We start from the raw sequence: 17,528 nt of genomic DNA, 5'->3' as shown, positions 1-17,528 counted from the left end.
TACTATAATGTTTAATATTTTCTCAAACCAATCATTTTTATAAAGATAAAAACCTCTCTTTTTATTTAAACCTATATTATATCTATACTTTTTAAAAAATTTAAACGAAAAATTTTTGTTAGTCGGATCTATCTAAGTTTTTTTGAAATGTTACAGTCAATCAGTAAAAAAATTATAAAGAAAAATATTTGAGGTTAAGCAAAGGAAATATACGAAAAAAAGGAATTTAAAGAGAATTTATCGATCAACTAATTCATTCACTAGTTAATCGATAAAGAATAACTAATGAACTAAAGATACTGGACTTTTAATGTCCCTTTTCTGTTCATAACAGCATTTGCTAAAGCCTGTTGGTCTTCGACGCTAAGATCTTTATTAAATCCAACTAATCTAACTTTGCAAGTAGCGTCTTGTAAGTATTGTGCAAAACTTTTTACATCATTAACTTGTTTTATGGCCTTAAAATTGCATTTCTGAACATCAGAATGACTTTTGAGGTAAGCGATAAAAGGAGCCATAGATTTAATGATACTTGTTCTTTCTCTTTGATTGAGTTCGAGTGCAGTATCCAATTGATATTTAGTAGCCATTTCTAAGGCATAATCAGTACCGGTTATTTCAATTTTCGGTAAACAAAAAACGCCTTGGAAAACGTTAGTTAGAACGATAGCTTTTGCGGCTTGTACTTTTTGTCCTGATAGCGCAACTTTTTGGTTGGCTAAATTAAGCTCTTGTTGTGCTCTTAAAAGTTCTTGTGCACTTTTCGCAGCTTTTTGTTGAGCAGCTAAAGTCTCGGCATGAGCCTGGCTTTTCAGTCGAGAAAGCTCAACATGAGTATGTAAAACATTTTTAACGTCTTGTAAAAGGTTTTCATGATGTGAAGGATAACCACCAGTAGCATGCATAAGCAAACTCCTTAATTAAGGTTTATTGAAAAATTAATACAATCTTTAAAAATTTAGTCTTACTAACAACTACTTATTTGTCAAGATGTTTACTTAAAAAAAATATTTAATTTTAGCTTTGATAAAAAAATAATATGCTATAATTAAGAATAAATCTTATTAAATTAGGTTTTTGTATGAATAATGATTATTCTCACTACAATCAACCAATTAGTTCTTTTTCTTCTCCTTTACAACTTAATAAAAATCAACATAGTGATCAAACTGTGATTGGTGGTCATGAATACACCAATCAGTTAGAAGGTCAGGTTAAAGTTACAGGAGAAAAGATTACCATTTCGAGCCAAGAAAGTTTTGAAGAATTAGGACAGATGGATTTAGTAGATTCCTTTGGCTCCTCTATTGAAGGAAAAATTCTTGAAACTAAAACCGAAGAATCGCTTTCTTTTGATGATAATGACTTTGATAGTTTTGTTAATGAAGAATTTAATGATGGATTTGAAACCATTAATAATGACGATGATTGGGGAAGCTGGAATACAGAGGCAGAGCAACATTATGTTGATATAGAAGATCAACATGTTGCAGCAGAAATTATAGAAGAGAAAATAGAAGTCCATCATATGGATGTAGTCGATGTGAATGAGAAAGCTGCAGTTGAGAATCATATAGATCAGCAGATGGCTGATAACATCGATACGTTAAAAGAAATGTTTGAAGGATGTGACTTTGGAGAAGGGGTTAATGTTGATAGGCTAATGCAAAATGCTTTAGAGGAATTGAAAGACATTTCAGATGATCCTCAAGAAGCTATTGAGCGCGCAGCAGACAAATTATTAGATCATGTTAAAGGTTTGTCCGACGAAAAAAGGCAAGAAATCAAAGAAAAATTGGTTGCCCATTTTACTCAATATGCTCACGTGCATAATCCTCACTTAGCAATTTTATCACCACGCGATTCAGAGACAAATAAAGATCTTACTTCAGATAAAGCACGCCACCAAGAAATTATTCATAGTAGCTCAAAAGAGAAAGTTGACCAAAAAAAAGAAAAAGAAACTGCAATTGCAAACGGAACACCTCTGAATGTAGCTGCTTTTATCAGACTTGTTAGTAGGTCTTCAAAAGATCTACAAGTTATGATGATGGCAAAAATTAAAGAAGCTAGAAATGAGGAAAGTACACAAAAGCAAGTAGCAGACAAAGCTGATTTAATTAAACAGCAAACTCTTAAAAAAGAAATCCTCAATGAAGAAATTCTTAAAGGAGAGATTAAACACTCTATTTTGAAAAATAAAATTGTTCAAGAATCAACAAGAACGACTACTTTTTTAGAGACAGTTTTTGTTAAAACAATTGAAAACGGGAAGTTTACTCTTTTAAGACGATCTCAAGAAATGTTAGTTGGCCGAATCAAAATTTACTCAGCAATTCGGACGTAAACATATTTTGCATGTATAGTGAATTAAATTGAAAATTACATTTTTTATTATGAATAGGTTAAAAATGAATAATTGTTTGCCTCAGATAAGAAACTAAATTTTTTTAAATTTAATCTAATTGTTCTCTTGAAATTGTGGCCCAACATAATTTATTGGGTTTAAGTCAGGTGAATAGGGCAGCAAGGAAATCACTTGATACCCAGCGATTGAATTAAATGTTTTGTTTTTTGCGATCAATGGAATGTTGCATTGTCCAAAATCAAAGCCTAGCCAGGTCTTAATTCTGGAACTAAAAATTGTTCTAGCCATAGTTTAAACAAATCCATGTTGCATGTTCCTTGGTAACAAAACGGAGCAGCGATATCAGAACCAACTTTTTCAGTAAGAAAACTCTCTTTTCGATCCCGCTTTCCTGGGTGCTGCACTGAACATGGTTCCTCTGAAAGGGATCTATCCAAAAGACTATCAACGGATGGATTAACTCTTATTTTCCATCCACATAGGCGCGATTTTTTAGTGGTATCCTTTCTATTTTTTAAAGCTCTGCTTTTTTGCTTTCTTTCTCTCTTGATAGAATGCACTCTTTTTGGTGATTTTTTGTCGTTTACAAGCATAAAAAGTGTAGCTTGTACAATGACGGCAGATGAACAACGATTTCTCTTAAATAGGCCTCTAAGTAAGATTTTATAAATTTCAGTAAAATTTCATCCTTTATCTTTCTAGCGAGGCTATTCTTATTTTAGGCGTCAGCTTTCCTTCTTTTTTCTTTTGGATCCAATTCCAAATTGCTTTAAAGCTTAAAACAAAAAATGTTGCCGTTATTACTCTAAATCCCCCGGCCTCTATATAACGATGATACGTTCTCTTAAGTCATTGCTTATTAATGAAAAAGCCGAACTTATTAATAAAAGAGATGATTTAAATACGCTATGAATTTAATAATAGCAAAACTTTTCTATGGTAGTTTTCAAAAGAAAAATTTAGCCAAGATGACAAGTGATGAAGCAAATGCTATTGTATCGACCTATGGATTAGATAAAGCTTTTATTTTAGACATAAAAGCAAGAACAAGCAAAGTTACTTCTATGCTTTCTTTTATACAGTTCATAAAAAATAATCGAGCACCTCTTTGCAACTTTCAAAAAATTAGCCATGTGACAAATGTAAAGACATTTGTTCAATATATCCAAGACTCTTCTAGTTTTGTCAGAGCTGTTGTGATGAAAAAGGTATTATCGACAAAGAAAAGCAAAGCTTAACAGGCGCTATTGTTAAACGAAACGGAACATTAAAAGTTCAATACGTTTAGCAAATACCTGCTATGTTTATTTTTTAAATAAGAGACGCTTATATCAACTAATATGCAACTTCTCATTATTTAATAGGAATACTCAAATTGTAGTTCCTTAAAAGATGAGATTAATCAGCTTAAAAAAAATTTAAGCATTTTCAATCTCAGGACATTTTGCTAAAATAAAAAAAGATGTCTAGGAGATTTAAAGGACCTTCTCATAAGCATCAAATTTTTAAAGATTTTTAATTTTAATCTTTTCTCCCTATTCTAACATAAAACAAATATCATTGCTGTTTAGCCAGACAAAATTTCGCTCGGGGAAGCCTTTTGTGCGTTTGTGTCACCATAATTAACATTAACAGTAAATAGATGAAGATGCAGATGGAGATCAATTCCGATAAGTTTGGTTTTTATTGAAATAATTCCATTTGCTAACAAACAGGCGTAATGACTAATACATTCAAATAATTGAGATAAAACTTTAAAGATAGGCTGGATAAATGAAGCTATTTTTAATAAAAAGCCCTTCTCTTGACGATCTTCTCTAATGATTACACGTGAAAAATCTTCGATAGGTTGAACAAGAGCAGCTATTTTTAATAAAACGTGATCTTTTTGAGAAACTTCACAGACTATACGAAAATGATCTTCAAGAGAACAAACTTTAAAATTTGATTGTTTTTGTGGCAAAGTATCTGAATGATAAGTACCTAAGCTAGGTAAGTTAATGTTGTTCATACAATTCTACTCTTTTTTTATGAATTTGAAAAAATTCAGATGTATTGAAATCTTCGTCAATTAAATCCTTATAAAAATTATTTTCAGCATACTGATGAAGCAAGTATTTTATTTCCTCTATCGCACGATGGTGAACTTTTACATAAATTTCAGCCGGTATCCTTGTTTCTGTAAATTTTTCAAGTTCAACGATAGACCATGAATCGAGCGATAAATTGAAATTTCGTAATTTCTGAGCTACTAAACAAAAATTTTTCAATTTTGATTCAGGAAATTGATCAATTAAATAATCGGTATATTCTCTAGAAGGAGCTCGTCGTTCGGGATCAATTATTGTTGTTATGTTCACAAATTCGTGCCCATATAAATAGTTCAATATACAATTGGGAAAAAAACTTGCCATTTCTCTATACACACCGTTATCCAGCAATTTCATGCAGATTTGATATTCTTGAATGGCTTTATCGGCAATTTGTCTAGTTTTGTCAAGTTGTATTGATAATGTGACAGAATTGGTAAAATCAGAAATGTCTTTGATTTGATAAAAATAAAACTTGTAAAGGCTATAGCTGAAATAGCTAGGAATTTGAATGCTCATATCATATAGAAATCTCAATTTAGAATAAGAGGAAGGTGAGCCGATATTGTCAAAAAAACTTTTTGAAGCAGCCTTAACAACAGAAGGGGGAGAAGAAAAAAAGCCTGTTTCATTGTCGATTTGGACATCTTTAATTAGCTGATCCCAAGAATTAAGAGCGTTAAAAGAATTAACAATAAACTCACAGGGATTGTCAATGCTAAGATTAATTGTCATAATTCCCTCCAATTTATCCTATATATTTCAGTTAAAACTTCAACATATTTTTTAATTTTTTTTCATGTTCGTTTTTTTAACTATGCTTTCATGTTTTTAAACGTAGCAATCAGCTAATTTAAAAGTATTTTACTTTTTATTGCAGTAAAGCTAGATCTCGTACAAAACATATTAAAACAATCAAATATTTTTTAATAAGAAAATTTAATACGCATTTTTTGTTTAAATCTTTAATTTTTTTATAAAAGCCGTTTTTATATATCTATAAATCTGTTTTTTATATTAGGAAATCATATGATAAAAAATTGCAATTAAAATAATTTAGTACGATTAATTGCAAAATTAAGCGGCATATAACCAGTTTAATTAAAGAGTTTTTAACGCAGCCTTCATCAAACAGCATTAGTTATGGCGGTAACCAAATAGTATTTAATCAAGATCTGCGAAATTATCTTAAGAATATCCTAAGACAACATTTTTAATTTTATATCCAACAACATGCTAAAGAAAAATCGGATCTATCAAAATGGCTGATCGGATTTTGTTTTTTAAATTTGGCAAATTAGTGGAAGAAGGCACTCAAGATCATTTGCTGAAAGCAAACCAAGAATACGCTCATTTATTTTTTCAACAAGCTAAACAATATCAGTTAAACCAATCATAAATTTTGGCTTTTCAGCTTAACTCTGGAAATGCTGCTGATGTTTCTATTGCCGAAACCTTGTTAAAAGGGATTTTTGGGAAACTATTTGGTGATAAGGGGATTATTTTGAAAGAACTTTCGAAAAAGCTGTTGAAACAAGGCTTTGAACTACTTACTACCCTAAGATCAAATGGGGAGCAGAATCTTATGAAGTTGATAGACAAAATTCTTCTTAGAAAGTGAGCTGTCATTGAAATAGTAAATAATCCATTAAAAAATATCTCTCAATTTGAATAGACACAGAAGTGCTGGAAATTTTTAATTAATACTAGCCGCAATTGCCGCTCATATTTATCAACCTAAAACGCCATCTATAAATTTAGCAGAGCAACATCAATTATTACTAATGTTTGTGAGAAAATCAAAAATTTAATTTACTCATTTTCATTTGTCTATTTCTTTTTATGGTTTATCTTATAAAATTTTAATAAGGATTTTTATATAAAACGATAGTGTTATCCGATTATTAACGCGAAGCAGGAAAATTTTCTTCTTTTTTTATCATTATTTTAAGAAAAATTAAGAGTATCTCAATTAGAAATAATTAATTTTATTTGCCTTGAATTTATTTTTTGATTAGTTTCAAGTCGGTACTATTTACACAAAGATTAATTTTGAAACAGTTTAAAATGACAGTTTCATTTAATTGGTGAGTACTAAGCGATAAAATTTATATCATTTATTAACAGTGAGTAAAATAAAATAGTAAAGCACACTTTTTATTCTATTCTAAAAAGTGATTTATTTGAAACTTATAGGAGTGTTAAATATGTCAATTAATTTAAATTCTTCTGCCTGCAATTTTGACGATCCTTACTGGGATAATATAATATCAGATCAACTAACAGCGGACCAATCAAAAGTAATTATATCGGATGAAAATACGATAGAAATGAACGTGCATGTTTCTCCTCCAAACAGCATGCCTCCTGTTGTAGGCTATAATACACCTTCTCCTGAAGAAGATGTAGTGGAAGAATGTCTTAAATGTTTTGACTGTCCTATTACTCTTCAACCTTTCACAGATCCTGTTGTAGATGATTGTGGCCATACATTTGAACGAGAAGCAATTATGGAAATTTATAACAGAGCAATTGCTAAAGGAATACCATTTATATGCCCTTTGGACCCAACCAAAATCTTAGATGTTACTAGATTTGTTAAAAATTATAGCCTAGCTGTTGCACAGGAAAAGGTGACCAGGCTAACTGATGAGTATACTGCTTTAAAGACAACAGATGTAGGCAAGCTGACTGAAGAATATATTGCTTTAAAAACAACAGATGTAGGTAAATTAACTGAAGAGTATACCGCTTTAAAAACAACAGCTGTTCAAACAATTGAAGAGCTAATGCAAAAGCATAAAGAAGAGATGCAAAAGCATAAAGCAGATATACAAAAGCATAAAGCAGAGAGGCAAGAGTATAAGGCAGAGAGGCAGGATTATAAGGCAGAGATAAAAAAAATGATTGGTGATCATGAACAGTTTTTAAAAGATTTTAGGCCTCTTGCGCGTGAGACAGTAGAAAATCTAAATAGAAGTGCTAATGTTTTACAGCAATGCTCTGTACTTGAAAGTAAAAATTCCGCTTTGGAAAAAGAAGTTAAAAATTTACAAGACATGGGTATAGCAGATAGATTAGTGACCTACGTCTATCCTCGCTATAATGATACTGTTTCTAAAAGAAATCTAACGCCTGAAGAACAAAAAGTCCTTAATCAATCTACTACGATAACTGCTAAAGAAATTAATGCAGAAGAAAGAAAATTAAGAGATTTAAAGGTTAAGATAGAAGAAAAATATTGGCCAACGACAGAGAAAAAATAAAATTGCTTACGCTGTTAATCTGGATGTTAACAAAGTTTTTTAAGTCCAGATTAACTTATTTTTTTTCTGTCTTTAATCGATTGATTATAAATCGCTATTAGGTTATTTGTTTGTATAAAAATCCGGTTTCTGTGCTAATCGGATCAAAAAAATAATTATAGAGCTATTTGGCTAGATCTGGTAAAATAGTAATAAAACATAGTTTTTTTATTTTATTCCAAAGCCGCAGTTTTATTTTAAAGATTATAGGATCGTTAAATATGTCAATACATTTAAGTCCTTCAATGTATTCTTCTGCTTATTCTTTACCAAACCAACCAAGACGAATTGTTACAAATTCTCGTTTAGGCAGTGTTCAGAAGAAGGTGAGCATTCTTACTAAAAATCCTAAGCAACTTGAACCTATTTCAGCGATTCAAACAATTGAAAAGCTGATGCAAAAGCATAAAGCAGAGAGGCAAGAATATAAAGCAGAGAGGCGAGAATATAAAGCAGAGAGGCAAGAATATAAAGCAGAGAGGCAAAAGCATAAAGCAGAAATGCAAAAGTTAATGGATGACCATAAGCAGTTTTTAAGAGATTTTAGACCTCCTTTATGCAAGGTAAAAGAAAGTTTAAATACAAACGCTGATCTTGATCAACAAACCGTAGTTGAAAAAGAGACAGACAACATTTCTTCATTTACGAATTCAATAAGTCAAGAAAATATAGCAAAGCCAAGTTGGTTGGAAACAGCATTAAAGATTATCCAGACATTAATAAACAACTTGTTCAGTTTTGTTAAAATAAAGTAATTTAGTAGAGATTCTAGAGCTTCAAACGTTTTATAAATGATAAAGATTATAGGAACGTTAAATATGTCAATACATTCAAGCCTTTTAAACTCTTCAATGTGCTCTTTTGATTATCATCCCTTAGCAAATCCAGCAAGAGAAATTGTTACGAGGTCACGTTTAGGCGGTGTTCAAAGAAAAGTGAACAAGGTCGCTAAAAGACCTACCCAACCTGAATCTATTTCTACGATTCAAATCATGCAAAATCTTATAAAAGAGCATGAAGCAAGGGTTCAAGAGCATGAAGCAAAAATGCAAAAATTAATGGATGATCATGAAAAGTTTTTAAGAGATTTTAGATCCCCTCCACGCAAGGTAAAAGAAAGTTTAAATACAAATGCTGATCTCGATCAACAAGCCGTAGTTGAAAAAGAGACAGGCAATATTTCATTATTTACGAATTCAATAAGTCAAGGAAATATAGCAAAGCCAAGTTGGTGGGAAACGGCATTAAAAATTATCCAGACATTAATGAACAGCTTATTCAGTTTTGTTAAAATAAAGTAATTTAGTAGAGATTCTAGAGCTTCAAACGTTTTTATAAATAATAAAGCTGCTTTATTTTAAAGTTTATAGGATTGTTAAATATGTCAATACATTCAAGCCCCTTAAGCCCTTTAATGTGCTCTTTCGATTATTCCTTGGCAAATCCAGCAAGAGAAATTGTTACGAATTCTCGTTTAGTTGGTGTTCAAAAGAAGGTGAGCAAGCTTACTAAAAGACCTAATCAACTTGAACTTGTTTCAGCGATTCAGACAATTGAAAAGCTGATGCAAAAGCATAAAGCAGAGAGACAAAAATATAAAGCAGAGAGGCAAAAGCATAAAGAAGAAATGCAAAAGTTAATGGATGACCATAAGCAGTTTTTAAGAGATTTTAGACCTCCTTTATGCAAGGTAAAAGAAAGCCTAAATACAAACGCTGATCTTGATCAACAAGCCGTAGTTGAAAAAGAGACAGACAACATTTCTTCATTTACGAATTCAATAAGTCAAGAAAATATAGCAAAGTCAAGTTGGTGGGAAACAGCATTAAAGGTTATCCAGACATTAATGAACAGCTTATTCAGTTTTGTTAAAATAAAGTAATTTAGTAGAGTTTCTAGAGCTTCAAACGTTTTTATAAATGATAATGGTAAAGCTGCTAGAAAAAAGCCCAGGCTAACCGAGCAATAGCTTAAGCTAGTCAAGAAAGAGCACAGACTAGTCGAGAAAAAGCAAGGATTAATAAGGAAAATTTTAACTCTAAAACGAAAATAATGACTGAAACGCTTTTCTGCGCGTCTTTTGGTAAAAAATTAGATCCTGCACAAGCTAGCCAAACTGTAGCCCGCTATGCTTTAGATCGAGCACTCAATTTAGAAATAGAAAAAGAGCTAGCCACGTGATTTTTACTTCTCCTTTCATTCAATATTTAAAAGAGCATTCCGAGTTGATTTCTTGTAATTTTAAACTCCTTACATTAATTACTGATGTAAAACATTTAGTTCAATACCTACAAGCTACCTCTTGTGCCGTTCAAAATGTTATTGTGAAATAGTATTACAGCTGCTGGAAAAAGCCAGTTTAGCTACAGCTGTCACAAACAGACCGGTCTTAAAAGTGACATACATCTAACCACTCATTAATTCTTTATTGATCAAATGCTAAATAGGCGGTTGTTCGATTCTCCTTCTTATTTTTTTTTAATTACAAACCTTAAACAAACAAAAATATAGCTTTTATAATTAAATTCTATCGATATAAAAATGAAATTATCAAAATTAGGTTATTCAATTTCTGCTTATCTAGCCTCAATTTTTTAAATTTTATAAAAATAAAATTGTCAATATAAAGGCTACAAATTTAGTTACTTAAACTTGTAAATTATAATAAGTTAGATGGGTTAAATAAAAAAAACATTTGATTAAAAAGGTTAAGGGGTTTTTATATTGTCTATATAAATATCTTTTAGTAGTAAAGAAAAAGGACATTTATAAAAAACTAAGTTATTTAAGTTAAATTTAAATATTTTCAAGAGGCGATAGTATGGAAGCTCCATCTACTAATTTTTTTTATTCTAAACAAGAAGTGTTAAGCTTCATTAGGGAGGCTGTGGCAGATAGCACTAAAGCAGCAGAGAAAGAAAAAAACGAGATAATAGAAAGAGCACAGAAAGAAAAAAATGAAATGGCACAGAAAATCGACCAAGCAGCTAGCGCTATTTTGGCATGTACTGAAAAAGTTAAAAAACAACAGGAAGAAGCTGATAAAAAATTTAGCAAGCTTGCTAATGATTTTTCTGAAGTTAAAGAAGACAATACTACACTTAAGGGCAGAATTGCAACCCTTGCTGCAGATAATAAACAACTTAAAAATGACATGGAAAAGCAAAAGCAGGAGATAAATGAACATAAAGAAAAATTTTCAATAGTTGAGGGAAAATTAAAAATTACCAAAGGAAAATTAAGAGAAAAAACTGAGCAAATAACAGAAATTCAGCAAAAACTTAAAAATTATGAAAAAGCAAACCAAGAACTTTCCGAAGAAAAAATAGCGCTTGTCAATAAAAATATTGAACTCAAAAATGAAAAAGAAGCTTTAAAAGCTCAATCAGATATTTTAAGCAAGGAAAAAGCAGAGCTTGAAAACAGATTGAAAGCAAACCAAGAAGAAATGGCAGAGCATACGAAAATTTTAGATGAGATATTAAAATGTCATTTTGAATTGGAAAGGAATAGTCAATTACAAATTGCTGAAAAAATACAAGAAATTGCTGAGCAAAAGCTTGAATGCCAAAAATATAGAAATGAAGTTACTTTGACTCAAAATGAATCAGCTAAAGCAAAAAAAGAACGAGATGAAGCTCTACGTAAGTTAGTCACAGAGCAACTAGCACATAAAGTAGCAAATTACAATTTCAATAAAGTTAACGCTGACTTGGAACAAGAGAAAACAAATCACGAGTTAACTAGAATTAATTTAGATATAAGCAACGCTGACTTGGAACAAGAAAAAATAAGACACAAGGGAATTAGATTAAATTTAAGTAAAAGCAATTTTGAATTAAGAAAAATAAAAGAATTAATTAGAGTAGAGTTAGAAAGTAAGCTAGAAGCTGATGAAGAAAGTACCAAAAACCTAGAAAAATTAAGACAAATAGAAAATAACTACAATAAATTGGGAGAAGAGGCGCAAGCTCAAAGAGACAAAATTAAGAAATTTATTTCAGAACTTAGCAATATAAATTTGCAGGATCCTCAGAAATTTAAAGATTGGGTATTAAATTTAGCTAAGTTTGCCAATTTAGATAGTAAAGAACAAAAAGAATTAGAAATTAAAGTATCCCAAATTCAACAGCAGCTAGTAAGCCCAACCGGCTTGCTTTCATGGCAACATCTTGTATTACAATTTTGCAATACATTGATTACAACAGCAATCGCTAGAAGGGTGAGCTAATTAAAGAGTTGCTTTAGCTAAAACACAGGTTGGAAAAAATTCTAACCTGTTTTAATATTTATTATATCTTTGTTATACAAGAGGTACTCTTATGTTGTTTTCTTCATCACTTGAGGCTCAGCAAATTAGTGTTTTTCTTCAGACGCTTGTTGATCGTATGCAAGAAGAACTTGATCACCCTTCTCCAAAAAATGAGCTGGATCCTACGGCAACATTAGAAGATTACTGTCGTAATTTTTTTCTTAAAAAAGATTATCTAGAACGGTTGGAAGAACAAAATCAGCTTATGCAAAAACTTATTTTGCAGAGAAAGATCTACCTTTTTAATTTGAAGAAAAAAAACTCTTTTAGTCATGCTGCCTGTCAAGAAATAGAAAAGGATTGCAGCAAAATCGATGAAAAACTTTCTACTATTACTCCCCAAGTCCAGGATTTAGAACTTCAACAACAAGAATTTAAGCAAACAGTTGAAAAAACGCGTTTTATTCAAGCTGAAATGCTCGAGACCATTAAGCAATGTCATGCAAAGATTGATGAAATAAGAGTGTATACCTCCATTCCCACTCAAGAAGAGCTCGCTGCGGGGAAAAAACAAAATCCTTTCCTTGCTATCATGCAAAACCACTGTGACTTGCTTTGCTCTCACATAGAAATTATGAATAAAATAAATGAGAAAAAAGCAGCTGATTTAGAAATCTTTGACACTGTCTTTGACGAGCTCTCTAGTGATTGTGATGTTCTCATGCAAAGCTCTTATAAAGAACTACAAATCCTTAAGCAAGAAATAAACCAGTCTCGGCAAGATAATGAAGAGTTTATAAAAGGCGTGAAAGAGCTTCAAGAAGGTGGCAGGCAGTTTGCAGAAAAAGTAGAAAAATTTAGTGAGGATACACATAAATTAGTACAGGACGGCAAACAGCTTTCAGAAGAAGTAAAAGAACTTAGTGAAGGCACCCATAAATTAGTACAGGACGGCAAACAGCTTTCAGAAGAAGTAAAAGAATTTAGTGAGAATACTTATCAGTTAGCACAAGATACCAAACAATGGCAAAAAACTGTAACTGCTCTGTCCCAAAAAGAAAAAAGTGCCGTAGAAATAATAGAAAATATTAAAAAAAAAGAATGTGAGATTAAAAAACTTTTTAGCTTTTCTCCTGTGCAAACTATAACGACTCCAACTTCTTCTACTTGTACAGAATTGGTTTCTCAGCAAATAACCAAAAGAAAAATTATATTGCTTGGACCTATCAATAGCTTAATGGCTAGGTTACCCTCTCATAAAAATTTTTCAATTTCTTTTTTAAATAAGATTTGTTTAATTTTTGCTTGGATTGGTATTTTTCAAATTGCCAACACCGTTCTTTCTTTCTATCGACCTAAAAAAAATCATCTTTCTAAACAAAAAGGAGCATTTTTTTCTGCTATCTCATCTTCTAAGAGAAAGCAATCAGATGAATAAAAATTAATCTTCTTAGAAAGAAAGCCTAAATAAAGCGTTTTTTGGAATTGTCGCCCAGCTTGAGCCACGAGCTTAGAGGAAATTTAAAATATCTTTGCAACTCGCTAAAATTATTCTGCACGATTGTATTGTCTAGCAGGGCGTTTTGCAGACTAGCTATTGTTCGTATATTTATTCAACAGTCAAAAAGCCATATAAAAAAACCTGCGACTGCAATGATATTATAATCACCTTGATAAACGGAGTAAATTAATATTAGCAGCCCAATTGATACATTTATCCAACCTTTCCATCCGTCTTTTTTCATAATTAATCGCAATAAGAATCGCAAGGCTCTTCCATATAATCTACAATATAACCAAAAGGCTCTATGCATCGTTTGTAAAATCCTTGACTATCACTACTATGGTAACAGCCTTTTTTAAATAGCACATACTGTTAATGCACAACTTGTGACATTGCCCCATAATTAGGTCCATTTTAAAATAGAAAATTTTACTACCTATGCATTAATTGTTTTTAGCTCATAAGTCTTTTTAAATTCTTCCGGAGAAAGGCCATCTAGCGCGCTATGAGGACGCCATTTATTATAGTCTTCCCTCCTTCTTTTGCTAAGTTTTGCGCTTCTTGCAAACTTATAAACCAATGCTGGTTTAAAAATTCATCTCTGACTCGTCCATTAAAACTCTCTATTGTTCCATTTTGCATTGGTTTACCAGGTTCTATATAATGCCATCCAATAGATGCTCCCTCCGACCATTTTAAAATAGCCCTACTTGTGAATTCAGTTCCATTATCACTGATCATTTGTCTTAAGATACCCTCTGTATTTAATTAACTCTTCCAACTCCCTTACTACTCTTAATCCGGAAAGAGATGTGTCTACAATCATTTTCAAAATCTCCCTAGTAAACTCATCTACAATATTGAGTCATCTGATTTTCTTTCCATTTGCAAGCCGATCCGACATAAAATCAAGGCTCCAAACTTCATTGACTTGTGAAGCTTTTATCCGCGCAAGCCTTATCCCAACTCCTCGTCTTCGAACTCCTCTTTTTCTAAATTTTAGTCCCATTTCCTGATAAAGTCTAAAAAGCTTTTTATGGTTAATCTTAAAGCCCCTTTTTTCAATATAAAATGAATGCGTCGATAACCAAATCGAGGTCTTTCAAGAGCCACAGCTTTAATGAGTGCTTTTATACTTGTTCATCTCCTTGCCTTTTCGACAACTATCGCCCAACTGATCGATGGAATACCAACAATTTAAAAGCCTGTCTTTGGCTCAATCGATGATTTTCTATCATCCATTTAGCACAAAGTCGCTTAGCAGCTGGGCTTACCACTTTTTTGACAAGACATCCTTTAAAGCCACAATGTCTAAAGCTTGGTCAGCAACAAGTCTTTTAAGCTTAGCAATTTCAGATTCAAGGCTCCTTAATCGTTGAGCTTCGGAAACATCCATCCCACTAAACTTTGCTTTCCATTGATAATAAGAAGCTGTGCTGACTCCGTGCTTGCGACAAACTTCTGCAAGAGGTATTCCAGAGCCAACTTCTTTTAGGATTTTAATGATTTGTTCTTCTGTGAATCTTTTCTTCATACTGTTTCCCTTTTTTTAAAGGATAGCATGATTTTCTACTTTCTGTTGGACCTTTTTTGCGGGGCAATGTCACGCTTACCTTAAATAGAATTCAGACTCCTCATCTGTAATAGGCGGAATACCGGGAGCTCTATTACAGTTTGATAGAAATAATAGTAATTCGGTTGGATGTTCTTTTAAATTATCATAAGCTCTTTTATAGCAAAGATCTCCTAGGATAACGCCATTTTCCCAGTTGCTATCCCACTCTTTTTTAAAGTGATCTTTTATTTAGACGTAATATTTAACCCATATTGTTGCTTCTCATCATCTTGTATATCATCATAAAAAAGGTGATCTGCAACATGCATTGCTTCACTAAAATTTAACGATGAACAAACAACTTTGATTGGATAATTTGAAATAAGTGAACTTCAATCTTTCTGAGAAATAGTTTCTTTTATTTTTCTCTTTTTCTGTTGAGTTAAGCTGCTATAATGAATAGAGTTTTTATAAACTTTTTAGCTAAATATCATGAGTTAGGCCATGCTCTCACAAATATATTAATTGATAGCGCCGTCAAACATTTAGTAAACAGGATCAAGCCCGATTTTTTTGATGGGCTAGGCTATTTAAGCTATAAAACAAATGACTATTATATCAATGAACATGAGAAGGTGAGGGTAACGAATGGATAAAGTAAGTAAAGGATTTTTATGTGGTATGTTGCTTTAGGCGTTGAGCTTCTGGTTTTACTTTGGTTTATGGCATGGGTAATTAGATGCCAAAGCTTTAAAATTTATGAGTTATGTAAACAAGAAAGAAACAAAAGAACAATGAGATTAATACAATGGGAAATATTCGTTTTATTGGGCTGCTTCACAATTTCACTTTATGCATTCTTGCGGGGGCTATTCTGGGTTCTGCGTTAGCAATGCCTTGTTATGCTTATGAAGTTCAAGCAAAAGGCGTCAATGTTAACCTAAATGATATTGCGTTTATCGCTAGGATTGAAAAGCTTTATGAAAAAGCTAAACGCTATATTGATAAGCTAGAACATGGCAAGTTAATGGAAGTGATGTTTGATATCAAAACTGAAATAGAAGGCTATACAGGAAAAAAAATTGATATGGATGCTCAAATTGACGCAATCGAAAGAGAAGCTAAAAAGCAAGGTGCACAATTCAAAAAGGGCGAAATTAAGCAAATTAAAAAAGATTTGAAAAAGAAAGATAAAAAAAATTCTCACAAGGCCATGTTTTTATATGACTGCAATATGTATGGCATTGATTTTAACCAAGAGGAATGCGACTTACATTTCGACGCTCTTTGTTTAGCTAAATCAGTTAAAGGTCATCATGACAAAGAAGACAATAAAGAAATTAAGGTTTCTATACGCGTTTATATAGGTATCACGGCTTCTTTATGCGGTTATTTCCTTAGTTTTATTCCCTATCCTATAGCACACAAGGGGCATCTAAGTTTTTAATAGCAACAGGTGTCGGTCTTTGTGTTGATGGTACAGTCACACGGATGGAAGAAAACGAGAAGAACGAACAAAATCAAAACAAGAATTAATCTAAAAGGACTTCACCACCGCCCTAAAATATAAGGAGAAATCGATCCTTTTACCAATTTCAGGTAAAGTTAATGTAGTTGGAACAGGGGGATTACTTATTGTGCAGATGCTTTAATGGAATGCGCAGAACAAAGCAGAAAGAACCTCATAAACCATAAGTAACTACTCTCTATCCCGCTTATTATGCAAACGAGCAGAAATAGGGAATATTTACTTTTTTGCTTCTCCTTAGTAATATGAAGGAAACATACAAGGGATAAAATATGAAATCCAAAACGCAACCTACCGAAAAAGAGACATCACCTAAAGAAAAAAGCCAGTCTAAAGAAGAATGCATGATTTCAGCTCAGGTTTGTCCTGGTGTTTACGCCAAGTCTTATGCCTTAAGATTTAAAAGCGGGGATCCTCGTTTAAATAATTTAAGCAACAAATTATTAAAATTATCATAGTATAATTGGTACATTAAGACGCACAATCGGGCAATTATCGGGTAAGTGTACAAAAAGCCTGATTGCGAGACAAAAATTGAATAGCGGTCTTTGTAATCAATTTCACATGAAGGAATTGATGTTGTTTATGATCGAGTCATTTCTCAAGAATATGCAGTGAAAATCCATATTCAAAAATAAAAGATGCGCGAACAAAACTTTTTGGGATTTTTTGTCTAACACAAAAAGATTTTTGGTGACCTTTTCAATTCGTTTATATTTACCTATACCGTAATAAAAAAAGACTATGTTATAACACTTGTATATACGTTAAATTTATAATGTAGTAACATTGATTTATACGAGAGGTGTATTATGCAAGTTAAACATTTAGTTCAACATGGAAATAGTAAAGCCATTGTCATTGACAAATCAATTTTACAAGCTGCAGGGCTTGACGAAAATTGTTTGTTTCAAATAGTTGTAGAT

The 17,528-nt window shown here is 31.9% G+C and carries 16 protein-coding genes and 2 pseudogenes; 13 read left to right on the top strand and 5 right to left on the bottom strand.

What is annotated here, in order from left to right; genetic code table 11:
* Positions 1-290: 290 nt before the first annotated feature.
* Positions 291-905: a hypothetical protein gene (locus BU804_RS00670; RefSeq protein ID WP_075882585.1), complete on the bottom strand. Its 615-nt coding sequence runs from the start codon at positions 903-905 to the stop codon at positions 291-293.
* Positions 906-1,081: 176 nt separating this feature from the next.
* On the opposite strand from BU804_RS00670, the gene BU804_RS00665 reads away from it, so the two are divergent.
* On the top strand, positions 1,082-2,347 hold the full coding sequence (locus BU804_RS00665; RefSeq protein ID WP_075882584.1) for a hypothetical protein: 1,266 nt from the start codon (positions 1,082-1,084) through the stop codon (positions 2,345-2,347).
* A 266-nt stretch (positions 2,348-2,613) separates the two neighbouring features.
* On the opposite strand, the gene BU804_RS13010 is transcribed toward BU804_RS00665, so the two are convergent.
* Complete coding sequence (locus tag BU804_RS13010; protein WP_158024973.1) at positions 2,614-2,772, bottom strand: hypothetical protein; 159 nt, start codon at positions 2,770-2,772, stop codon at positions 2,614-2,616.
* A gap of 504 nt (positions 2,773-3,276) precedes the next feature.
* Here BU804_RS13010 and BU804_RS00655 point away from each other — a divergent pair.
* On the top strand, positions 3,277-3,606 hold the full coding sequence (locus tag BU804_RS00655) for a hypothetical protein (RefSeq protein WP_075882582.1): 330 nt from the start codon (positions 3,277-3,279) through the stop codon (positions 3,604-3,606).
* Between the two features lie 329 nt (positions 3,607-3,935).
* Here the strand turns inward: BU804_RS00655 and BU804_RS00650 are convergent, their stop codons facing one another.
* Both BU804_RS00650 and BU804_RS00645 read right to left on the bottom strand, forming a co-directional pair.
* Positions 3,936-4,379 carry a hypothetical protein gene (locus BU804_RS00650; protein WP_075882581.1) on the bottom strand — a complete coding sequence of 148 codons (444 nt, stop codon included), beginning with the start codon at positions 4,377-4,379 and terminating at the stop codon, positions 3,936-3,938.
* Positions 4,366-5,193 (bottom strand): hypothetical protein, encoded by an 828-nt coding sequence (locus BU804_RS00645; RefSeq protein WP_075882580.1) that lies wholly within the window; start codon positions 5,191-5,193, stop codon positions 4,366-4,368. Before BU804_RS00645 ends, BU804_RS00650 begins: the two co-directional genes overlap by 14 nt.
* Before the next feature lie 526 nt (positions 5,194-5,719).
* On the opposite strand from BU804_RS00645, the gene BU804_RS13875 reads away from it, so the two are divergent.
* The 9 genes and pseudogenes from BU804_RS13875 (at position 5,720) to BU804_RS00610 (ending at position 13,453) form a co-directional block, all read left to right on the top strand.
* A complete protein-coding gene (locus tag BU804_RS13875; protein WP_193427176.1) occupies positions 5,720-5,857 on the top strand; it encodes an ABC transporter ATP-binding protein in 138 nt (45 codons plus the stop codon).
* A pseudogene (locus BU804_RS10995) lies at positions 5,858-6,269 on the top strand (transposase); the annotation flags it as partial.
* 396 nt (positions 6,270-6,665) lie between these two features.
* A complete protein-coding gene (locus tag BU804_RS00635) occupies positions 6,666-7,724 on the top strand; it encodes a hypothetical protein (protein ID WP_075882579.1) in 1,059 nt (352 codons plus the stop codon).
* Positions 7,725-7,984: 260 nt separating this feature from the next.
* Positions 7,985-8,518: a hypothetical protein gene (locus tag BU804_RS00630; protein ID WP_075882578.1), complete on the top strand. Its 534-nt coding sequence runs from the start codon at positions 7,985-7,987 to the stop codon at positions 8,516-8,518.
* 63 nt (positions 8,519-8,581) lie between these two features.
* Positions 8,582-9,064 carry a hypothetical protein gene (locus BU804_RS00625; RefSeq protein WP_075882577.1) on the top strand — a complete coding sequence of 161 codons (483 nt, stop codon included), beginning with the start codon at positions 8,582-8,584 and terminating at the stop codon, positions 9,062-9,064.
* An 80-nt stretch (positions 9,065-9,144) separates the two neighbouring features.
* On the top strand, positions 9,145-9,645 hold the full coding sequence (locus BU804_RS00620) for a hypothetical protein (protein ID WP_075882576.1): 501 nt from the start codon (positions 9,145-9,147) through the stop codon (positions 9,643-9,645).
* Between the two features lie 170 nt (positions 9,646-9,815).
* Positions 9,816-9,944, top strand: a complete 129-nt coding sequence (locus BU804_RS15085; protein ID WP_255371559.1) for a hypothetical protein — start codon at positions 9,816-9,818, stop codon at positions 9,942-9,944.
* Between the two features lie 640 nt (positions 9,945-10,584).
* Positions 10,585-11,994: a hypothetical protein gene (locus BU804_RS00615; protein ID WP_075882575.1), complete on the top strand. Its 1,410-nt coding sequence runs from the start codon at positions 10,585-10,587 to the stop codon at positions 11,992-11,994.
* A gap of 91 nt (positions 11,995-12,085) precedes the next feature.
* Positions 12,086-13,453 (top strand): hypothetical protein, encoded by a 1,368-nt coding sequence (locus BU804_RS00610; RefSeq protein WP_075882574.1) that lies wholly within the window; start codon positions 12,086-12,088, stop codon positions 13,451-13,453.
* Between the two features lie 502 nt (positions 13,454-13,955).
* On the opposite strand, the pseudogene BU804_RS00600 reads toward BU804_RS00610, so the two are convergent.
* Positions 13,956-15,053, bottom strand: a pseudogene (locus BU804_RS00600) (IS3 family transposase).
* An 829-nt stretch (positions 15,054-15,882) separates the two neighbouring features.
* Between BU804_RS00600 and BU804_RS00585 the strand changes: the two are divergent.
* The gene (locus BU804_RS00585) at positions 15,883-16,521 is read left to right on the top strand and encodes a hypothetical protein (protein ID WP_075882571.1); all 639 of its coding nucleotides are present in this window, start codon (positions 15,883-15,885) and stop codon (positions 16,519-16,521) included.
* 353 nt (positions 16,522-16,874) lie between these two features.
* A complete protein-coding gene (locus tag BU804_RS00580) occupies positions 16,875-17,060 on the top strand; it encodes a hypothetical protein (protein ID WP_042281812.1) in 186 nt (61 codons plus the stop codon).
* Positions 17,061-17,528: the final 468 nt, after the last annotated feature.

This window comes from Candidatus Protochlamydia sp. W-9, from assembly GCF_001950615.1.
GTDB lineage: Bacteria > Chlamydiota > Chlamydiia > Chlamydiales > Parachlamydiaceae > Protochlamydia > Protochlamydia amoebophila.
Note: the sequence above shows the minus strand (reverse complement) of the source record. Positions and strands in the feature narration are given on the sequence as shown.